The sequence below is a fragment of the Oleiphilus messinensis genome (assembly GCF_002162375.1).
In the GTDB taxonomy this organism is placed as follows: domain Bacteria; phylum Pseudomonadota; class Gammaproteobacteria; order Pseudomonadales; family Oleiphilaceae; genus Oleiphilus; species Oleiphilus messinensis.
Genome location: NZ_CP021425.1, coordinates 2,045,629 through 2,065,576, shown reverse-complemented (window position 1 = coordinate 2,065,576; position 19,948 = coordinate 2,045,629). Strand labels below are relative to the sequence as shown.

17 protein-coding genes are annotated in these 19,948 nt (G+C 49.3%); 2 read left to right on the top strand and 15 right to left on the bottom strand.

What is annotated here, in order from left to right; genetic code table 11:
- Positions 1-69 precede the first annotated feature (69 nt).
- From OLMES_RS09015 to OLMES_RS08970, 10 genes are all read right to left on the bottom strand, one after another.
- Positions 70-264 (bottom strand): DUF2065 domain-containing protein, encoded by a 195-nt coding sequence (locus OLMES_RS09015; RefSeq protein ID WP_232465301.1) that lies wholly within the window; start codon positions 262-264, stop codon positions 70-72.
- 170 nt (positions 265-434) lie between these two features.
- Positions 435-1,313 (bottom strand): protease modulator HflC, encoded by an 879-nt coding sequence (hflC, locus tag OLMES_RS09010; RefSeq protein WP_087460958.1) that lies wholly within the window; start codon positions 1,311-1,313, stop codon positions 435-437.
- Between the two features lie 2 nt (positions 1,314-1,315).
- Positions 1,316-2,500 carry an FtsH protease activity modulator HflK gene (gene hflK / locus OLMES_RS09005; protein WP_087460957.1) on the bottom strand — a complete coding sequence of 395 codons (1,185 nt, stop codon included), beginning with the start codon at positions 2,498-2,500 and terminating at the stop codon, positions 1,316-1,318.
- Between the two features lie 202 nt (positions 2,501-2,702).
- Positions 2,703-4,013, bottom strand: a complete 1,311-nt coding sequence (gene hflX, locus OLMES_RS09000) for a ribosome rescue GTPase HflX (RefSeq protein ID WP_087460956.1) — start codon at positions 4,011-4,013, stop codon at positions 2,703-2,705.
- A 29-nt stretch (positions 4,014-4,042) separates the two neighbouring features.
- Positions 4,043-4,294: an RNA chaperone Hfq gene (hfq, locus tag OLMES_RS08995; RefSeq protein WP_087460955.1), complete on the bottom strand. Its 252-nt coding sequence runs from the start codon at positions 4,292-4,294 to the stop codon at positions 4,043-4,045.
- A 115-nt stretch (positions 4,295-4,409) separates the two neighbouring features.
- Positions 4,410-5,507, bottom strand: a complete 1,098-nt coding sequence (gene miaA / locus OLMES_RS08990) for a tRNA (adenosine(37)-N6)-dimethylallyltransferase MiaA (protein ID WP_332454932.1) — start codon at positions 5,505-5,507, stop codon at positions 4,410-4,412.
- Positions 5,508-5,619: 112 nt separating this feature from the next.
- Positions 5,620-7,566 (bottom strand): DNA mismatch repair endonuclease MutL, encoded by a 1,947-nt coding sequence (gene mutL / locus OLMES_RS08985; protein ID WP_087460954.1) that lies wholly within the window; start codon positions 7,564-7,566, stop codon positions 5,620-5,622.
- A 136-nt stretch (positions 7,567-7,702) separates the two neighbouring features.
- The gene (locus OLMES_RS08980) at positions 7,703-9,112 is read right to left on the bottom strand and encodes an N-acetylmuramoyl-L-alanine amidase (RefSeq protein WP_232465300.1); all 1,410 of its coding nucleotides are present in this window, start codon (positions 9,110-9,112) and stop codon (positions 7,703-7,705) included.
- 37 nt (positions 9,113-9,149) lie between these two features.
- Positions 9,150-9,626 carry a tRNA (adenosine(37)-N6)-threonylcarbamoyltransferase complex ATPase subunit type 1 TsaE gene (gene tsaE, locus OLMES_RS08975; RefSeq protein WP_232465299.1) on the bottom strand — a complete coding sequence of 159 codons (477 nt, stop codon included), beginning with the start codon at positions 9,624-9,626 and terminating at the stop codon, positions 9,150-9,152.
- A gap of 31 nt (positions 9,627-9,657) precedes the next feature.
- On the bottom strand, positions 9,658-11,307 hold the full coding sequence (locus OLMES_RS08970) for an NAD(P)H-hydrate dehydratase (protein ID WP_087460953.1): 1,650 nt from the start codon (positions 11,305-11,307) through the stop codon (positions 9,658-9,660).
- 237 nt (positions 11,308-11,544) lie between these two features.
- On the opposite strand from OLMES_RS08970, the gene queG reads away from it, so the two are divergent.
- The gene (gene queG / locus OLMES_RS08965; protein WP_087460952.1) at positions 11,545-12,594 is read left to right on the top strand and encodes a tRNA epoxyqueuosine(34) reductase QueG; all 1,050 of its coding nucleotides are present in this window, start codon (positions 11,545-11,547) and stop codon (positions 12,592-12,594) included.
- On the opposite strand, the gene OLMES_RS08960 is transcribed toward queG, so the two are convergent.
- The 3 genes from OLMES_RS08960 to orn form a co-directional block, all read right to left on the bottom strand.
- Positions 12,591-14,015, bottom strand: a complete 1,425-nt coding sequence (locus OLMES_RS08960) for a DUF1329 domain-containing protein (protein ID WP_157678231.1) — start codon at positions 14,013-14,015, stop codon at positions 12,591-12,593. The genes queG and OLMES_RS08960 overlap by 4 nt on opposite strands.
- Positions 14,016-14,039: 24 nt before the next feature.
- Entirely contained in the window at positions 14,040-15,752 is a 1,713-nt protein-coding gene (locus OLMES_RS08955; RefSeq protein ID WP_087460950.1) for a GGDEF domain-containing protein, read from the bottom strand.
- A gap of 282 nt (positions 15,753-16,034) precedes the next feature.
- A complete protein-coding gene (gene orn / locus OLMES_RS08950; RefSeq protein ID WP_087460949.1) occupies positions 16,035-16,577 on the bottom strand; it encodes an oligoribonuclease in 543 nt (180 codons plus the stop codon).
- 306 nt (positions 16,578-16,883) lie between these two features.
- Here orn and rsgA point away from each other — a divergent pair, with 306 nt between their 5' ends.
- The gene (rsgA, locus tag OLMES_RS08945; protein WP_087460948.1) at positions 16,884-17,921 is read left to right on the top strand and encodes a small ribosomal subunit biogenesis GTPase RsgA; all 1,038 of its coding nucleotides are present in this window, start codon (positions 16,884-16,886) and stop codon (positions 17,919-17,921) included.
- Here rsgA and OLMES_RS08940 read toward each other — a convergent pair.
- Positions 17,918-18,943 carry an ABC transporter substrate-binding protein gene (locus OLMES_RS08940; RefSeq protein ID WP_157678230.1) on the bottom strand — a complete coding sequence of 342 codons (1,026 nt, stop codon included), beginning with the start codon at positions 18,941-18,943 and terminating at the stop codon, positions 17,918-17,920. The two genes, rsgA and OLMES_RS08940, sit on opposite strands and share 4 nt — an antisense overlap.
- Before the next feature lie 26 nt (positions 18,944-18,969).
- A complete protein-coding gene (gene motB / locus OLMES_RS08935) occupies positions 18,970-19,944 on the bottom strand; it encodes a flagellar motor protein MotB (protein WP_087460946.1) in 975 nt (324 codons plus the stop codon).
- Positions 19,945-19,948: the final 4 nt, after the last annotated feature.

The window sequence follows — 19,948 nt, the reverse complement described above, 5'->3', positions numbered from 1 at the left end:
CTCAATGAACCACCGTTTGTTCGCACCATTGAAACGGCGGCCAGTCTTATTTCCCGGGTTGAAAATCGGTTACCTCACCCAATACAGTAACCCAACCCCCACTACCATACTAACCAGACCAATAATACGCATGGTCAGCGTATCAATCTGGGAAAGGGCGCGCACCATATTCTTCCAGCGATTCGGGTATAAAAAAGGAATGATGCCTTCAATAACCAGCATTAAACTAAATGCTACTGCTAAATCCTGCCACATTTCGCTCATTTTTCAGACCTGTTTCGCGCGCGGCTGATTTTACCTCTTTATGGCACACAAAAAAACCGAAAATCTGAATTAGTCTATATCAGATTTCCGGTTTTGTTAGCAGTGCTCCCCGGTGCATTCAAACTTCACACTCAAGAACGAAGCCTGTGTACCAAGGCAATACCACTAGCTCATTGATTTAGTGAGCGATGCTTTAAATACCGGAAAAATTCACTTTCCGGATCAATCACCATCAAGTCCGCCTTGGAGGAAAACGTTTCTTCATAGGCTTTAAGACTTCGGTGAAAAGCATAAAACTCGGGGTTCCTGCTGTATGCATCTGCGTAAATTTTTGCAGCTATCTCATCACCTTCACCACGAATGCGCTCAGACTCTTTGTAGGCTTGCGCTTCAATTATCGTTTGTTGGCGATCTGCATCAGCGCGGATACCTTCCGCAAGTTCCTTACCTTTCGAGCGATGGTCCTGAGCAATTTTTTCCCGGGCAGTTCGCATTCTTCGGAACACATCCGTACTTACGTCCGTAGGTAAGTCAATCGCCTTAACCCGAATATCCAGAACCTCAATCCCAAACTCACTGCGGGTAAACTGATCAATAATTTCGGTAATCTCATGCATGAGTTCATCTCGTTGACCCGAAATCACTTCATGCATTGTTCTAACACCAAACTGATCTCGCAAACCGTTATCTATTCGAGAAGACAACAGGCGCGCAGCGCGGCTTTCATCTCCCGAGGTAGAGGTATAGAACTTCGCTACATCTACAATTCGCCATGTTGCATAAGAATCAACTACCAGCGGCTTTTGCTCAACTGTCAGGTACTCCCGAGGCGTTGAATCCAGTGCCAGAACCCGCGTGTCAAACTTTCTGACCTCATCAATGCCAACGGGCAGCTTGAAATGCAAGCCGGGATCAATATTGGCGTGGTGCAACTTACCAAAACGCAGCAGTACAGCACGCTCTGGCTCGTTTACAATAAACAGGCAGGAACTGACAATCCAAAAACCAACCAAGCCCAAAACAGCAATTACTAATGATTTATTACCCATATTTATCGCCCCCTTCTGCTGGTTGTGGTTGTAGGTCTGCTTCGCAACTCTTCCAGAACTCTGTCGGCTAGAGCCTGGATATCAACCGAGGATGCATCCGATCTAAACGAAGGTACATTCAGACTGGCAGGTGCTCTTTCCAGCAGCTTGTCCAAAGGCAGATACATCATGTTGTTACCGCCCTGAACATCAACAACAACCTTACTGGCTTTACTCATCACTTTTTGCAGCGTGTCGATATACATACGTTCACGTGTCACTTCCGGCGCATCTTCGTAAACGGCCAGCAACTTCAGGAAACGAGTTGTTTCACCTTCAGCCTTTGCAATAACCTCTTCTTTATACGCACTGGCTTCTTCGAGTATACGTTGAGCCCCCCCTCGAGCCTCCGGTACAATTTTATTCTTGTACTGTTCAGCCTGGTTGATCTCGCGCTGCTCATCCTCGATCGCACTTTGAACATCCCGGAATGCGGCCTGAACTTCTTTCGGTGCGTAAGTATCTTCGATGTTAACCTTACTTACTGATAAGCCTGATTTGTAGTTAACCAGGAATTGCTGGAGACGCTCCTGAACTCGAATCGCCAGAGCAGATCGACCTTCAGTCAGCACTTGATTCAATTCAGAGCTGCCGACTTCATGGCGCAATGCGCTGTCTATTGCATAATCCAGGGTGCGCTCGGCATCACGGATATCAAGCACAAACGCTCGGGGGTCACTCACCACATATTGCACCTGGAGGACCACCTCAACAATGTTCTCGTCTTCGGTCAACATATGCCCCTGAGAATTCGCGGACCGAACTCGAGTAACGTCAACCATCTGAACTTTATCAATAAATGGAATTTTGAACTGCAGACCAGGACCAATCGTATCGCTGTACTTACCGAATCTTAGAACAACAGCCCGTTCACGCTCATTGACAGTGTATACAGACTGAAACACGGCCACGATAACGAAAACCAGCAGCAACAAAACAAAGATACCACCAGCGGCTGCACCACCGCCACCAGAGCCATTACTTCTGGAGCTGTTACTGCCCCGCCCGCCGCCAAACAGCGAATTCAGCTTCTCCATTCCTTTTTTCAAAGCCTCATCAATGTCGGGTGGACCTTGGTCTCCACCACGATTTCCACCCCCCCAAGGGTCTTGATCATTTCGGTTGCCACCCGGTTCATTCCAGGCCATATGATTCTCCATTATTTGTTCAGTATGAAACGTCAGGTCAAAAATCTAATAGTCGCCCAAACGGAATTCCGATTTGGGCCCCCCTTAACTGTAACGCAAGAAGACATCGCTCTCCGGGGGAATCACTTTAACCGGGACAATATTATTGATCTTCTTACGTTCGGGCAAGCCGAATTCCAGATTAGCTGGATTTTTTCAACCACTAGACCCTGTCATGTACAACCGGGCCAACCATGGACAATTGATCTTCACTGATTTCCAGTTGCCGCAACAATTGATTCCAGTCACGCCTCTGAAGCTTCACATCCAGATTGCAGTTTCCTTGATCATCATAATGCTCCCTACGAACCGCATTCAGCTCAAACAGTCGAGCCCTAAGTCGACCTTGAGCGGGTGTGAGCGCGAGTATATTTTCAAAATATTCGGCTCCGAGCAGCTCGCCCATCGCCTGAAACAAAAGATCAACACCCTGCCCTGTTACCGCCGAAACCCAGACCCTTTCGGGCACACCATCTTCATCCCGATCTATTCTACATTGCGGGCTTTCCAACAAATCTGTTTTGTTGTAGACCTTGAGGGTTGGAATATCTGCCGCGCCAATTTCCGACAATACAGACTCAACCTGCTCAATATTGTCAAACCGATCTTCATCAGCACAATCAATCACATGTAACAATAGATCGGCATTAACCGTTTCTTCAAGCGTAGCCCGAAATGCATCAACAAGTTTATGCGGCAAATGGCGAATAAAACCGACCGTGTCTGCCAACACTGCAGGACCAACGTTATCCATTTCAATTCTGCGCAAGGTGGGATCGAGGGTCGCAAAGAGCTGATCAGCGGCATAAACCGCCGCATCTGTGATCTTGTTAAACAGCGTGGATTTACCCGCATTGGTATAACCCACCAACGATACTGATGGAATCTCTGCGCGCTTACGGGAACGGCGCCCCTGCTCTCGCTGCTTTCTAACACGCTCCAACCTGGCATTGATCGCCTTAATTCGCGCACGAAGTAAGCGACGGTCAGTTTCCAATTGGGTTTCGCCTGGACCACGCAGGCCAATCCCCCCTTTTTGCCGCTCCAGGTGCGTCCAACCTCGAATTAATCGAGTCGACAAATGCTCTAACTGGGCTAATTCGACCTGAAGCTTACCCTCATGGGTACGTGCTCGCTGAGCAAAAATATCGAGGATCAATCCAGTTCGATCAATTACCCGGCATTTTAGCTCTTTCTCCAGGTTTCGTTCCTGGCTGGGGGATAACGAATGATTAAAAAGAACCAGCTCGGCTTCATGGGCTTCCACAACAGACTTTAACTCGTCAAGCTTACCGGTACCAATAAAGTAGCGGGGACTCGGCTGATCCCGGACGCCTGTCACAAAGTCCACGGGTTCGACGCCAGCGGAAACAACGAGCTCTTTGAATTCCTGCGGGTCTTCTTTTTCTGAATCACGATGAAAATCCAGATGAACGAGGACAGCCCGCTCACCTGAATCAGGACGATCAAACAATCAGTAGTAACTCCTCAAGGTTGAAAGGATCAGCTATTGCCTTCCTCTCCTTCATTTTGACCAGGCTGGGCCACACGGACATTACGTGCCGGCACAACAGTGGATATGGCATGTTTGTATACCATTTGGCTAACGGTATTCTTCAGCAAAATAACAAATTGATCAAATGACTCAATTTGACCCTGAAGTTTGATTCCGTTTACTAAAAAGATTGAAACGGGGATTCGCTCCTTGCGCAATGCATTGAGGTAAGGGTCTTGTAGAGAGTGCCCTTTTGACATGTTAGTTCTCCTGTTGTCTACTTATAAATTCTAAATAACGTGGCATATCCCACAGAAAAAACAGGCTCTTGATAACCCACCCGTCGTAATTCGCCCAATAGATGACGTGACTTGGTCACGTTATCGGCAATGATAAACGGATCGTATCAAGCACATTATCGAGCAGTTTTTCGTCTTCCGTGTAAAACCAGCGCAGTTCAGGCCACCCTCTTAACCAGGTGAGCTGACGTTTCGCCAATTGTCTCGTAGCTGCCACACCTTTTTCAATCATAATTTCATAGGTATGGTGGCCATCCAGATATTCCCAAGCCTGACGATAGCCAACACAGCGCATTGACGGTAACGACAGATTCAGGTCTTCCCTTTCATAAAGTGCCTTGACCTCGTCTATGAACCCTGCTTCCAACATCATATTGAAACGAAGCGCAATTCGAGCATGCAAATCACTTCTCTGCTTAGGAGAAACCGCCAAGTTTACTACATTATATGGCAGGCCTCCAAAGGATTCCTCTTCCCATTTAGTGTAATTCGATGTTGCGAGCTGTCCAGCGCTATTATCATTCGGTAATTCTTCAGTAATATGACCAGAGGATTGACCGGAAGTTTCGGCTGCCCACAATGCCGAAATCGGCTTTCCCGAAATCTCATACACTTCCAGAGCCCTTAACAAGCGCTGATGATTATTTTCATGCATACCTCGTGCCGCTTGCGGGTCAATTTTTAGCAAACGTTGGTATAGCGCAGACCACCCATCCCTTGCCGCCTCTTGCAATAAACGCTGACGGGTTGCCTCATCTGCCGGGGGAAGTGGCGCAATGCCTTGTAACAGCGCCTTGAAATACATCATCGTTCCCCCCACTAACAGGGGGATGCGACCTTTACGGATAATGTCGTTAATTTCGCGCAGACAATCCTGGCGAAACTCCGCAACGGAATAAACTTGCGCGGGATCGATAATATCAATCAAACGATGCGGAGCACGGGCAAGCAGTTCAGCATCCGGTTTAGCGGTACCGATGTCCATGCCTTTGTATATCAGGGCAGAATCAACACTCACGATATCGCACGGGAGCCTTTCCGTCAGAGAAACGGCCAAATCAGTTTTGCCCGAGGCTGTCGGCCCCATCAAACAGATGACAGAACCTCGATCCGGGGGCGATTTTCGAGCCATGGTTCCCGACACTGAGTCGAGTACCTGATCATCACTTGTCACAGTACTCCCCTTTTTTGCCCGAAATATGATATCCACTCAATTTATGCTTTCCGTCAATCTCATTTTACCGTATCAGTACCTGCTGCTGACCTGCCAGCCTATTAGCTTATTCCTAGCGGCCTCTAAGGAACAGCTTATCCAGCTCCTTCATTGACAAACGCGTCCAGGTTGGCCTGCCATGATTACATTGCCCGCTGCGCTCAGTATCCTCCATATCACGGAGGAGTGCATTCATTTCCGGAATCGATAACTGACGATTTGCGCGCACTGAACCATGACACGCCATGGTCGCCATCAACTCGTTAACAAACTCATTGACTCTCGCAGTACACCCATGCTCACAGATATCCGCAATGACATCCCGAACCAGCTGCTCGACATTGGCATTGATCAACATTGAAGGCACCTGGCGGACAACAACGGCTTCCGGCCCCATTCGCTCAAGACTCATCCCCAGAGACGCTAGGTATCCCTGATTCTGCTCAGCCATGTCAGCCTCGCGTTTACTGACCGACAATGTCAATGGCACCAACAATGGTTGCGCCTTTATGTCCTCACTATAGTACGCTTGCTTCATCCGCTCATAAGTAATACGTTCATGAGCTGCATGCATATCAACGACGATCAAACCATCTCGAGCCTGGGATAGAATGTAGACACCATGTAACTGGGCAATCGCATAGCCTAACGGATGATCCGATTGTGGCGGAACCTCCTCCTGCCCAGCTAATGGCTGAGGGGAGCGCAGTTGACCATACAATTCCCGCTGATTTGCAAACCTGGCTGGATCGGATAGCGGGTTTTCGCCCTCACGAACATAATTACCCGAACCATTTGCAGGCTGACGATCGGTGTTGTACTTGAACCCCATACTGGTCTGAGCGCCAAACCCGGCGGCTTCCGCTGGTGCACTCAAGTTTGCTACCGACTGACCAGAGGCCGGGGCAGAATCAGATAACGGCCATAGACGGGATGCATCTCCGCGCCCTTCGCCCGATTCCGCCCCCGGGGACAGTTCACTCGCAACGGGCAGACTGCCCTCTGATGCGGCTTCAGGGCGCACATCTGCCAATGCTTTGTGCAACGAGCGAAAGATAAAGTCATGAACCATACGTCCATCCCGAAACCGTACTTCATGCTTGGTGGGATGAACATTCACGTCAACACTGGCTGGATCAAGATCCAGATACAGAACATAAGCGGGGTGGCGACCGTGATAAAGCACATCCTGATAGGCCTGCCGAATCGCGTGTGTCACCAGTTTATCCCGGATTACGCGACCATTAACGAAAAAATATTGCAAATCCGCCTGACTGCGGGAAAAGGTCGGCAACGCGACCCAACCGTATAAATGCATCCCGGAGGCTTGGATCTGGATGGGTGTTGTATTCTCCATAAATGCTTTGCCACAAACAGAAGCAACACGCATTTCTTTGTCACGAACACTTACGGCAGGGCGCAGACCAAGCACTACTTTCTGGTTATGCCGTAAAGTGAAAGCCGTTTCAAACCGACTCAGCGCTTGTCGCTTGACGACCTCTTCAAGGTGACCAAACTCTGTTTTTTCGGTTTTAAGAAACTTCCTTCTCGCAGGGGTGTTGAAAAATAAATCTCGCATTTCAACTGTTGTACCCTGGGGGTGTGCAGCCGGTGAAACCTGTGTGGCCATATCCCGCCCCTCGGCATAAACGGACCAACCTTGTTCACTACTGCGTTGCTTTGAAGCGAGGGTCAGTCTGGACACGGAGCTGATACTCGCAAGCGCTTCTCCCCGAAACCCCAATGAGGCTACGGCTTCCAAATCTTCCAGTTCTTCTATTTTACTGGTGGCATGACGACTCAAGGCCAGCGGTAAATCATCGCAATGGATGCCTTCACCATCATCCCGAATACGAATCAGCTTGACACCACCGGACTCAACATCGATGTCCACCTTTCGTGCTCCGGCGTCAAGGGCATTTTCAAGCAGTTCTTTTACTACAGAGGCAGGCCGCTCCACCACTTCACCAGCGGCTATCTGGTTTGCCAGGCGGGGCGACAAAGTATGAATTCGACTCATGAAATCGCTATAAGCTCATGGGGTTACTGTGAGAAATGGACATACATAAAAATTAACCGAAAATAAAGCAGTACACCAATATTTGGCTTCGAATGGCGAAATTCAAGGGAGCAAAGTTTTTTAATTTCCCGGATATCTACGATGCCGGGATATTAATCACTTGCCCGATCTGAATGCTGTCAGAGCTTAACCCATTGATTTTACGCAATTGTGCAACCGAAACACGGGTTCGTTTCGCGATTTCTGACAAGGTATCACCACGCTGGATTTTATAGGCCATAAAACCGTCTTCTTGACCGCGGTCACGCTGCCATGCGACGTAAGTTCCTACAGGCGCATTAACCTGAAAATACTTTTGCAATCCACGATAAATGGCCTCAGCCATCCTTTTTTGATACTTCCTCGAATTTAATTTTCTGGACTCTACCGGATTTGATATAAAGCCGGTTTCCACCAGAATCGAAGGAATATCGGGTGATTTAAGAACCACAAAACCAGCCTGTTCCACACGCTTTTTGTGCAATTTGCTCACACGACCAACCGATTGGAGCACTTCATCACCAATCCCCAAACTGGCCTTCATGCTGGCCGTCATCGATAAATCCAGCAAAACCCCCGCAAGCACTTCATCCTTGTCGCCGAGGCTCACGCCACCGACACCACCAATCAAGTCAGCGCGATTCTCACTCGCCGCAAGCCAGCGTGCCGTTTCACTGGTTGCTCCACGTTTAGAGAGTGCATACACCGAAGCCCCTTTTGCCTGTGGCTTTTTAAAGGCATCGGCATGAATGGAAACGAACAAGTCCGCATTATGCTTTCTGGCTAATTTGGTGCGATTACGAAGCCCCACATAATAATCCCCAGTACGGGTCAACTTGCCGCCATAGCCCGGAGTTTTATCGATCAGTGCATCCAATTGTTTGGAAATCGCGAGAACGACGTTTTTCTCCCTGACGCCACCCGGCCCGATTGCGCCCGGATCTTCCCCCCCGTGACCTGCATCTATGACGATAACAAGGTCCCGCTTTTCGGTCAGGTCAACCCGCTTTTTCTCAACATCAGGCACCACCTCTACCACTTCGTCCGCCGGTACTTTATCCTGGTCATACAGATCAACAACCAGTCGGTCTCCGTATTGTTGATTTGGTTGCAACAGGAAGCTCTTGGGCGCGGTCTTACGCATCACATCCAACACCACACGAAAATCTCCTGTTCCCCGGGGCGCTGTGCGAATCCGGTCTATCTGGGTTTTTTCCAACCCATCTAATGCCAGACGACCTTTTAATTGCGCCCCCTTCACATCAATCACCACCCGATCCGGATTAGACAGCGTAAACACCTTGTATTGCGTCGCCGCCGACAAGTCCAGCACCAAACGCGTATGATCGGGAGCAGGCCAGATTCGCCCTCCTAAAATATCAACGGCGGAGGCAGCAGAACAAAACAACCCAAGCAGTACGCTGCACCCAAGCGAGCGCCAATCAACCCTGCCACAAACAAAACTGGCCATTCTGGCTAACCCGCCCTTTACTAACTCCAACGGCATTGTGGACAACCTCACTCAGTTAAACTGCTCAAAAAACTTAATGATTCAGAAGCGCAGCGCAAATTGCCTCCCCTCTCGGCGAACAGGCTTTCCACCGAACTTCACGGACATACTCAGCAGTCCGCAACTCAACACGGAGATCAGGCTCAGGTAAAACACCACTCCCTTTTTCCGGCCACTCCACGAGACAAAGCGCGTCTGCTGAGAAATAATCCCGAATTCCCATATATTCCAACTCTTCAGGGTCACCAAGCCGGTACAAATCGAAATGGTATACCTGCAACTCCCCTAATGTGTAGGGTTCAACCAGTGTATAGGTTGGACTCTTAACCCGACCTGAATGGCCCAGTGCAAGCAATGCACCACGGCACAACGTCGTCTTACCCATACCCAAGTCACCGTGCAGGTAGACCGTGGCACCCTCGAACGATGATTTCGCAAGTCGCGCGCCGAAATCTTCAGTTTGTGCCTCTCCCTCCAGCAATTGCCAGGGAGTCCAGTTATTCGCTGTCAAATTTTATACCACTAAACTAAATCGATTTTTCTTACGGTGAAACCAATGCAAATTCGGATGCATGCCTGGAAAGGGCTGATCCGATAGCGTCAACTACATCCCCTGCAAGTAAACTCACCATACCTCGCTCCCGAATCGCCAGATTGGCGCTTTCACCGTGCACCAAAACACCTAAAACAGCTGCTTCCAAGGGGGGCATCCCCTGGGCCAACAACGCACCAATGATACCACTAAGTACATCGCCCATCCCCCCTGACGCCATACCCGGGTTTCCCGTATTGGCCAGCCAGATGTCGCCGTGTTTACCTTCAGCACCACAGTTTAGGGCTGAGACAAGCGTACCCGCACCTTTCAATACAATAGTACAACCCAACCGAGAACTAAGCTTTTGCACTGCCGCAAACCGGTCTGCCTCAATATCGGACACGGAACACTGCAATAATCGCGCAGCTTCTCCTGGGTGAGGGGTTGCCACTGCACGTTGCATCCAGCCCTGTTCTGTCTGTGCAGATCGAGAAATCAGATTCAACGCATCCGCATCCCATACCGATGGTAAATCAATTCCCTTTTCGTAACAGCTCTTCAAGAAAGTCTGAACCGCATTAAAGATTGCAGTCCCCCAATCCCCCTGCCCCAGTCCTGGGCCCACTACCAGGGTAAACTGACCTTGATCGAGCTTTTCTTCAAGCCAATGCACCAGCTCTTCACCGCTTTCCACACCTTTAGCCATTATTTCGGGGCGCCGACTCAATACCGCAGTCAAATGAGCCGAACGCGTCGCAACCGAGATCAACCCCGCACCTGAGCGGGCCCCGGCTTCAGACGCAAGAATGGCAGCCCCGCCCATGCCCAAATCACCACCCACCACGATGATACGTCCAAATCGACCTTTGTGGTCAGCGACCCGGCGCACAGGTAGCGCGGCGATCCAGCTTTCCAGTGCGGCACGTTTCGATGCCGGGCGAAAATTCGCAAGTGTTTGGGGCGATACCGCCAAATCGTCAAAATATAGTTTTCCCGTATAATTGGGTGCTGCACCTGTCAACAATCCTTGTTTCATGGCGATATAGGTGACCGTAACATGAGCATGAACGGCCAGATGAGAAACAACGCCAGAGTCAGCGCTCACACCTGTCGGTATATCCACTGAAACTACGGGGCAAGCACTCTGATTAATCACCCTGACAGCACTGTCGAACGGCGCTCTCAACGGGCCGGTTGCTCCGGTTCCAAGCATGGCATCGACAATAACAGTCGCTTCGCGACGAGCGCCGCCATTGGAAAACTCGCCAGCACAAACGGCACTGAATGCAGCTGAAATTCCAGGCGCATCAACCAACGCCTGAGTCTGCACGGTTACCCCTGTCTCAATCGCCCAGTGATACGCCTGAAGTGCATCTCCATGCAACTTGTCCGGGTTGACCAAGGCCAGTACCGTCGCAGAAATACCCTTACAACGAGCCAGGCCAGCGATGATATACCCATCACCGCCATTATTACCACCGCCACAAAACACAATAATATTCCGGGTCTCTGGCCAATGACGCAAAAGTACACGAAAAGTTGCACGCCCGGCACGATTCATCAATTCATACCCGGTTACCGCGCCGCTGTCGATAATATACCGATCCATCGCCTGAACCTGGCTGGCGGTATACAACAATGTAGGAAGCGAAGTCATGACATCACCAATACTCGGATATGACAGGAGCGCAAGAAATCCCACAAACCTGCCGGGTAACCAATCACACCTCTAAATTGCCTAAGGTATCGACTCTAGATTTATGTAAAGCATAGCAAAAGGTTAAGCCCAGTTCATGTCATGATCAGCCTGAAAGGAAAAATAATTGACGAATTATTGTACTTTTGTCACCCTATGCGCCCCCTATTTATGCCGCACGGACACCGATAACCGTTCATGAATTTTGCACAACTCGCACTCGACATTAAACAATGGGCTTCCGAACTTGGATTTGCGCAGGCTGGCATCACCGACACGGATCTTGCGAACACCGGCGACCGCCTGAAGCAATGGCTGGCCGCGGGTTATCACGGCGAAATGGACTACATGGCCAGTCATGGCAGTAAGCGGTACAACCCCGAAGAACTCATTCCTGGCACAACCCGAGTCATCTCAGTTCGTATGGACTACTATCCGGAACAACGAGACGAAGGCAAACAACAGCTTGATACCCCTGAAAAAGCCTATATTTCCAGATATACGCTGGGCAGGGACTACCATAAAACCATTAGAAATCGGCTGAAACAGCTCGCCCAGCGAATTCAGGAACACGTCGCAGACACACAATATCGGGTATTTGTAGATAGTGCTCCAGTAATGGAGCGAGCAATTGCCGAAAAAGCAGGCTTAGGATGGATCGGCAAGAACACGATGCTCATCAGCAAGCATGCAGGCTCGTATTTTTTCCTGGCAGAAATTTTTACCAACATTCCATTACCCATCGATGCCCCGGACAACCGAAACCACTGCGGTAGTTGCCAGGCCTGTCTGAGTGCCTGCCCCACAAATGCTTTTGTTGGCCCCTATATACTCGACGCGCGACGCTGCATTTCATACCTCACAATAGAACTGAAAGGCTCAATTCCCACAGAATTTCGCAAAGCGATGGGAAACCGAGTATTTGGCTGTGACGATTGTCAAATCAGCTGTCCATGGACAAAGTTCACAGACAACACTCAAGAGCAGGATTTTTTGCCCAGACACAATCTCAATACTGCAGACCTGATAGAGCTGTTTCTCTGGACTGAATCGGAGTTTCTGGACAGAACAGCCGGGTCAGCAATTCGTCGTACTGGCTATATTGGCTGGCTGCGAAATCTGGCCGTAGCGCTTGGCAATGCACCCAGCAGCGAAGCCGTGATTAATGCACTAAAAGCGCGGCAGACACACCCTTCAGAGGTTGTTCAGGAACACACAAACTGGGCCCTTGAGCAACACACCGCTTAGCGTAGAGCCTGTCGACGCAGCGAAGCGGGCGTAAATGAACGCTTGGCTGGCAAATCATCAAAGTAAGTAATACCAACACCATACCGACCTACAGCGGATTGCACAAAGTACCGGTCTCGCAGCAAATCATAGTAAATATCCGCCACTTTCCAAACACCGGTCAACTCCGGCCTGAATCGCGTATGGGAAACACTGGTCCTCCAAAGCTCCCCACGAGAGTCATACATATCGGCCAGCAGTACAATCCAGGAATCCTCATCCATGTACAATGTCCGTTTCGGATAAATGTGGCGATTTCCGGCTTTCAGCACGCCTTCAACAATCCAGACTCGGTGCAACTCATAACGCTGCCCGGCTACCTCCAGGTGATGCTCACCAAAAACGGACTCTGGGTCGTTGTAAATAACCGTTTCGAGCTTTCGACTGTTGTATGGAACATATATTTCTCTCTTGCCAACAATTTTCCAGTCGTAAAGTTTGGGTGAGCCGTTATAGAGGTCAACCTCATCAACCGTTCGAATATTGTCAGAATTAAACAGAGGCTCATCAAATTGAAAACTGGGCAACCGTTTCACTCGTTTCTGCTCAGCGAGATAAACCCATGCTTTGCGCGGGTTTTTGTCGGCATTCATGGAATCATGCACCAACAGTCCACCACCGGCGAGTCTTGCGGGCTCCTTTGTAAACGTCATGTAGTACAGCAAATCCCCCTCGTCATCCATAATGGGCCGGCCCGGAAGATAGTAAGGCATGGCATAGCGTATTTCACTGTACACCATTGAAGCCTGCCCTTTGCCCAAGACGACGGCTTCGAAAAAATTTAGTTTTGCAGAAATACCTCGCCAATGCAGCAAATGATTCCAGACCACCTCAACGCCATGCTCAGGATTTGGAAAGGGCACGCCAGGCCAAACGCCAGTGATACTGACACTGCCGTCAACCAAACGGGCTGAATCCTTATTCTTGGCGGTAGCCTCATATAACCAATTTGGCGCGATGTGCGTTCGATGACTGGCATAGATGGGTAAACGATATGTATCGGGGTACCGGGTAAATAACGCCTTTTGCCCATCACTCAGTTTCGCTGCATGGGACTGAAAGTTTGTGCCATCGATAATAAAAAGAGGTTCCTCGGACACCAGCGAAGCGGCAGTGTTCAACACTTTATCCCGATCACCGAGCCACGCCGGGATAGAACCATCAGCATTACCTTGCCACTCGGCACCAAGCGGGGTCTGCGACACTTCAGCACGGAGCAGCTCCGTATCCGATACAAAAACACTAAAAAGCACGCACAGCATGGCAGCCAGCCTGCGTCCTATCCGGTTACGCTCTATCCGGTTACGCTCTACCCTGTTACGCTCTACACTGTGACTCGCCCAGCGATTATCTGAAAACCATTTAGACGCACTTGGAAACACGGCAACTCCCGGAAAAGACCTGGTTTATTTTTTATATACGATACAGCGATTTCTGCCATCGTGTTTTGCCTTATACAAAGACTCGTCCGCCAACGCGACAAGCCGATCATCCGAGCATTGCTCCACCGCTGCAGAACTGGCAACCCCAATACTTGCAGTCATCGTAACCACTTGCCCGCCAACCAGCTCCAATTTCAGTCTGCGAATTGCGGACAGTATGCGCTCTGCAGTCGCCAAACCACCTAGACTATCTGTAGCAGGCAAAATAACTGCAAATTCTTCACCGCCATAACGTGAGACCGAATCCTCTTCTCGAAGCAGCTGCCCTTTGATCGCCTGAGCCACCATAATCAAGCAATCATCACCAACCTGATGTCCATAGCTGTCATTGAGTTTCTTGAAGTAATCAATATCGATCAACAAAAGACACACCGGTAAATCGGCTCTGCGACTCTTTTCCAGTCGAGCTGGCAGCTCCTGATTGAAAAAAGCCCGATTGCATACCCGAGTCAGACCATCAGTGATGGTCATGGCAACCAACTGTAGCTCTCTATCCCGCAATTGTTGGCGCATTTCATCCATCATTTCGGCGATGTCCAGCATTTCATCCTTGGCGGAGATTGCGACTTTTTCCTCCAAATCGCCTTCGGCAACACGGTTGGCAGCGTTGACAAGCAAACCAATTGAATTCCGAATCGACAAATAGAAACCCACAAAAAGGTAAGTTGTAAATAAAACCAGCACACCAATCGAGACAGAACGATGCAACAGGCTTTCTCGCTTTTGAAGAATGCGCTCGGAATAACGGGCTGAAAGAAAATCCAGTAGCTGTGTGTGAACGGCATGCAACAAACCAATCTGCTGCGTGACACTATCATAGTAATCCCGCCACTCCGCTTGCAGGTCAACATCCAGTAACAGATAGTCATCCAGCATCTGGCGTGTCTGCAGAACGCTGTTCAGACTCGAGTAATCAATTTGATCAAGCTGCGTCAACCCGCCCTGAGAGGTAATCAACAGATGGAAACTGTTTTCCAGTTGTTCGTGGGCTTGCCAAAGTTCAACGTAGGTTTCCTCAAGCATCTTGATACCCGAGGAGTTCATCAAGCGGGTCTCGAGAAAATAAACCCCGAAACCGCGGGCTTTCCCCATTTCATAATACGACTTGGGAAGGCTGTCAGAAAGCACGCCCAACAACTGCTCAGTAACAAAGTCATTATCGGTTGAAAGGTCAAACTCGTTGGCAATTTCTTGTTGCAAGGAATACGCCTTGGCGACAGCGCTATGAGCACTCCCGTATATGGTTCCAATCATATCGCCTTCCGATCCACTGGATGCCCTGAAAGTTTGTAAACGACCTATGAGAGAACTGACAGATAGCTTGAGCAATTGATTTTGTCGAACTTCCGGGCGTGCCTCGAATGCCATCAACATTTGCAACGCTTCAGCCCTGTTCTGTTCGAAGAGGTGATTAATTTCCTGATTTGCCGCATTCCGACTGAACACACTCAAGTCCCTGACAATCTCTATACGTTTCACCATATCAAACGCACTTCGTTGCAACTCAACACCAACGCGCCGCTTTTCCGCCAAAGACAGGGAGCTCTGCATCGTGACGATATTTTGAATACTGGTGATTGCCAGCGGGACAGCAAAAAATGCCATAACCAAGACAAATTTCGCGGGAATGGTTAACCGATCCATCAGAAAGACAGACAGCCTAAAAATTCTGATCATATTCTCCAGTATTATTATTTTCGCGACCACATAAAGTCAGTAGCGAGTTTACGAATATGGGTAATCTTGCAGTTCCGGTCGGTTGAGGGTTGCAGGCCAATGCGGCGGTTGCCCTCTTTAACGTGCCCCATGGAAGATCACGCGATCTTTAGAATATAGCACAAGTTGAAAAGTCAGCTACTCGCGCTATGTAAGTGGTGAGCAAGACGGGAAAGCTCAACGAGCTCTTTATCTTTGTGCTCTATATCTTTTTTGGGGGCAGGAAAAAGCATGAGGCGAAAATCAGGGCAAAAAGAAATGTTTCCGGTAGTAAGCCAGTTCTGCTATGGATTCCTTGATGTCCTCAAGCGCCAAATGTGAACCCGACTTTTTAAACCCGGTCAGCACCGAGGGATTCCAGCGCCGGGCAAGCTCTTTAATCGTACTGACATCGAGGTACCGATAGTGAAAGTACTGCTCCAGCTCTGGCATATAACGATAAAGAAACCGGCGATCCTGACCCACACTGTTACCACAAATAGGCGACGCCCCTGAAGGCACGTATTGTTTGAGAAACGCTATCGTTTGCAGCTCGGCTTCACGCACAGAGATCCGGCTTTCCTTGACACGCTGAGTCAGACCAGACTCACCATGGGTCCGCGTACACCACTCGTCCATTCTGTCCAATATTGAATCGGGTTGATGAATCGCCAGATTCGGCCCTTCTGCAAGGGTGTTAAGTTGTGAATCCGTTACAATAGTCGCGATTTCAATAATTTGATCTGTTTCCGGATCGAGCCCAGTCATTTCAAGATCAATCCAGATCAGGTTTGTATTTTCAGTCATTCAGCTTCTCAGTTGCAATTATCGGCAAAGAAGGTACATTACCCGAGATTCGAATTGGCCAACAGGGCAATTTTAGGGATAGCGCCTTGGCTCACAATCCCGGCCTGAATCAAGGTCGAGTGTACCTTACTTCACCTCTTTGGTACGTTAATATAGCAAAGTATGGCAGATTTTTTCAGGATACTGTTTATAATCTCACGCTTAAGGTTCCCGACAGACTTCACAAATTCTAGATAGTCTCCAATAGCGTCTGGAAAATCTCTTAAACCTGGACAGACCCAATAAACTTGGATAGCCCTTCAGAACATGTCAAAACGCAAGCTTAATAGACGGCAAAAGTGGCGAATCGAAAAGATTCAGGAAGAAAAGGCTTTACGCGCTCTAAAAAAAGAGCGCAACATTGGCCGCCAGATTCAGTCTGGAGACTTAAGTTGTGAGCAACGTGGTACAATCATTGCTCATTTCGGAAAGCAAATTGACGTTGAGGCCCTCGAAGGCGAAGACAAAGGCTCCATTCACCGCTGCCACGTCAGAGCCAATATCGAAGCATTGGTCACCGGCGATGAAGTCATATGGCGAGCGGCTCCAGACAGCGGCGGCGTCATCGAAGCCTTGCTGCCACGAAGATCACTGTTGCAACGTCCGGACAATTACGGGGTACTGAAGCCTGTAGCATCCAACATTGATCACATCATCATTGTCCAGGCCCCTGTGCCAGAGCCCTATCCGACCTTGCTGGACCGCTATCTCGTCGCAGCAGAAACCATGGACATAACCCCGGTTATTCTGCTCAATAAAACGGATCTGATTAACGAACAAAATCGCGAGTACATCAACACCCTCTTCGGGCGCTACTCGGACCTGGGTTACCGGGTTATCCACGCCTCGGCAAAGCAACAGGATGGCCTGCAGGAGCTCTTTGAGTTTACCCAGGATAAAACCACTGTATTTGTTGGCCAGTCCGGTGTAGGGAAATCGTCGCTGATCCAGATGCTTTTACCCGAGGAGGAAATCAAAGTCGGGGCCCTTTCAGAATTCAATCAAAAAGGCACACACACCACGACAACGGCAAAATTATTTCACCTACCGATGGGGGGCAACCTCATTGATTCACCAGGCATCCGCGAGTTTGGATTATGGCACGTCAGCGAAGATGAGTTGGTCTATGGCTTTCGAGAATTTCGACCCTACCTGGGGCAATGCAAATTCCGAAACTGCCAACATCGGGATGAACCGGGTTGCGGCTTGAAAAGCGCATTTTCAAACGGTGATATCAGCACCGAGCGAATGAATAGCTACCGGCAACTCAGAGACTCATTGGACGACTTGGAAATTCGACCTTAAGGCACCCAGTCAATCCGGTCAATATACTTCGGGTCTACAGTGAGCTGCAATCGCTTGACCTCTGCGCGGCTGAACACATAGCGCCCGGTGGACAGTGTTTTAAAGCGGTTAACGACAACATCTTTACCCGTTAAAACCTGCTTCGCCATCATGGCGGCTTCTTTGCCCATCATGCCGCCATCAACCACCATCCCCCCGACCAGCAATCCTTCTGCAATTTGCTGCTCGTGGACCGTGAACACGGGCAACTCGGTATGCTGCGCGAGCCAACGGGCAATTGCCACAGGATCAACGCGCTTGTCCTTTTTGTCACGCAAGGCATAGTTGCCTGCAACCAGTATTGCGTTGTAGCCTTGTTCAGCCGCCGTAGAAACAACACGCTGCCAAAGATCATATCGAGACTCACGAAACACATCGACTTCAACACCGCCCCACACGACAAAACGTTCCTGACCCGCCAGATCATTTAAAAACACGGCCTGATCGGTAGTACTCAAGCCCATCAGCACAAGCACTTTAGCCATTTCAGGAAATACAATACTTTTAATTTGAATCAGACTCCGCTTGATCAGCGGTCGCTCCAGAATCCCATAGGTAGCTAACCTGCTTTGGGCCCAAGGATAATCTATGGTAATACCACCGTTCACACCAGAGAAAACAACTGGAATCCGGTTCGGTACCATCGAAGCTACGTAGTTGAAAGCATTATCATCTGTCACATAATAGAGATTAGGCTCTAAAGCCAGGGACTGCGCCAAGATTGTATTCGCCTTGCTTTTGATCTCTGCAGGGGGGAGCACTTTCGAATTTAGATAAAAAGTATGAAAGGTATGATCCGGTAAGCTGTTTTTAAAGCCCCGATGCTGTTCTTGCACCCAGGGCATCGCCTCATCGTAGCTGTGCACGATGACAATATTCGGCCCAGACATTGCCGAACCAGACCATAGCACCATAAGCTGGCCCACAACGACTATCCGCGCAGCCCAATGAAACGGGACGCACGATCTACGGATCGTATTCACAATTGCCTCCTCACCAGAAGCTCAGATTACCAGGTGACTTCGTCTGGCTTTACTTCTTCAACGTCGTCAAACCACGATCCTTCATCAATTATTTTTTCCAATGGTACTTTTTCGCGAGCGCTTTCAGATGGGGTACGTCCCGGGTTTGGCGATTTCGCTCTTTCGTTTTGAACGCCGGCATTTTTTTGGATCTGGTATTCTGACTTTTTGTTCAGAATGATAATCGCAATTCTGCGATTGATCGGCGCTTCCGGATGCCCTTCATCAAATAGCACCGATGAGCCCAGTCCAACCACGCGAGAGATCTGAGACTCGTGTACTCCGCCACCCACCAACGCACGACGCGCCGCATTGGCACGATCTGCAGACAACTCCCAATTGGAGTATGAGTCACCAATCGCAAAAGGTTGTGCATCAGTATGGCCCGTCAAACTGATTTTATTGGGCACACCACCAATCGTGGGGGCAAGCTCGAACAACAGGTCTTCCGAATAATATTTCAATTCGGACTTGCCACTATCAAACATCGGGCGCTTCGACTTATCAACAATCTGAATACGCAAGCCTTCATCCGTAATGTCGAGTAACAACTGATCCTTAAACTCTTTCAACTTCTGGTTTTCTTCGATCTGTTGCTCGATTTCAGTCATCAATTGAGCCAGCTTTCGCTGCTCAATCGTATCAGCCATTTCTTCAATGACCTCTTCTTCAAATGAAATTTCCTCTGGGGCCTGATCATTCGAGGACGAATCTACGATTGACGCACTCCCCTCGAGATCAATCGGGTTAGGACTTCCTCCTTCAGTAAACCCTATGGGATCCTGAAAGTAGCCCTCAATGGCCTCTCGCTGCTCTGGCGTCGTTGTGGCAGTCAACCAAAGCACAAGAAAGAACGCCATCATGGCCGTCGCAAAGTCAGCAAACGCCACTTTCCAGGCCCCGCCATGGCCTTTATTGTACTTTTTAACACGCTTTATAATGATTGGAGCGCGATCATCCATTGCC

What these genes read in the sequence shown, in the direction of transcription:
- OLMES_RS08980 (WP_232465300.1), bottom strand. Translation starts at nt 9,112, where the DNA reads ATGCCGTTGGAGTTAGTAAAGGGCGGGTTAGCCAGAATGGCCAGTTTT.
- rsgA (WP_087460948.1), top strand. Translation starts at nt 16,884, where the DNA reads ATGTCAAAACGCAAGCTTAATAGACGGCAAAAGTGGCGAATCGAAAAG.
- orn (WP_087460949.1), bottom strand. Translation starts at nt 16,577, where the DNA reads ATGACTGAAAATACAAACCTGATCTGGATTGATCTTGAAATGACTGGG.
- hflK (WP_087460957.1), bottom strand. Translation starts at nt 2,500, where the DNA reads ATGGCCTGGAATGAACCGGGTGGCAACCGAAATGATCAAGACCCTTGG.
- hfq (WP_087460955.1), bottom strand. Translation starts at nt 4,294, where the DNA reads ATGTCAAAAGGGCACTCTCTACAAGACCCTTACCTCAATGCATTGCGC.
- mutL (WP_087460954.1), bottom strand. Translation starts at nt 7,566, where the DNA reads ATGAGTCGAATTCATACTTTGTCGCCCCGCCTGGCAAACCAGATAGCC.
- motB (WP_087460946.1), bottom strand. Translation starts at nt 19,944, where the DNA reads ATGGATGATCGCGCTCCAATCATTATAAAGCGTGTTAAAAAGTACAAT.
- OLMES_RS08955 (WP_087460950.1), bottom strand. Translation starts at nt 15,752, where the DNA reads ATGATCAGAATTTTTAGGCTGTCTGTCTTTCTGATGGATCGGTTAACC.
- OLMES_RS09015 (WP_232465301.1), bottom strand. Translation starts at nt 264, where the DNA reads ATGAGCGAAATGTGGCAGGATTTAGCAGTAGCATTTAGTTTAATGCTG.
- hflC (WP_087460958.1), bottom strand. Translation starts at nt 1,313, where the DNA reads ATGGGTAATAAATCATTAGTAATTGCTGTTTTGGGCTTGGTTGGTTTT.
- queG (WP_087460952.1), top strand. Translation starts at nt 11,545, where the DNA reads ATGAATTTTGCACAACTCGCACTCGACATTAAACAATGGGCTTCCGAA.
- OLMES_RS08970 (WP_087460953.1), bottom strand. Translation starts at nt 11,307, where the DNA reads ATGACTTCGCTTCCTACATTGTTGTATACCGCCAGCCAGGTTCAGGCG.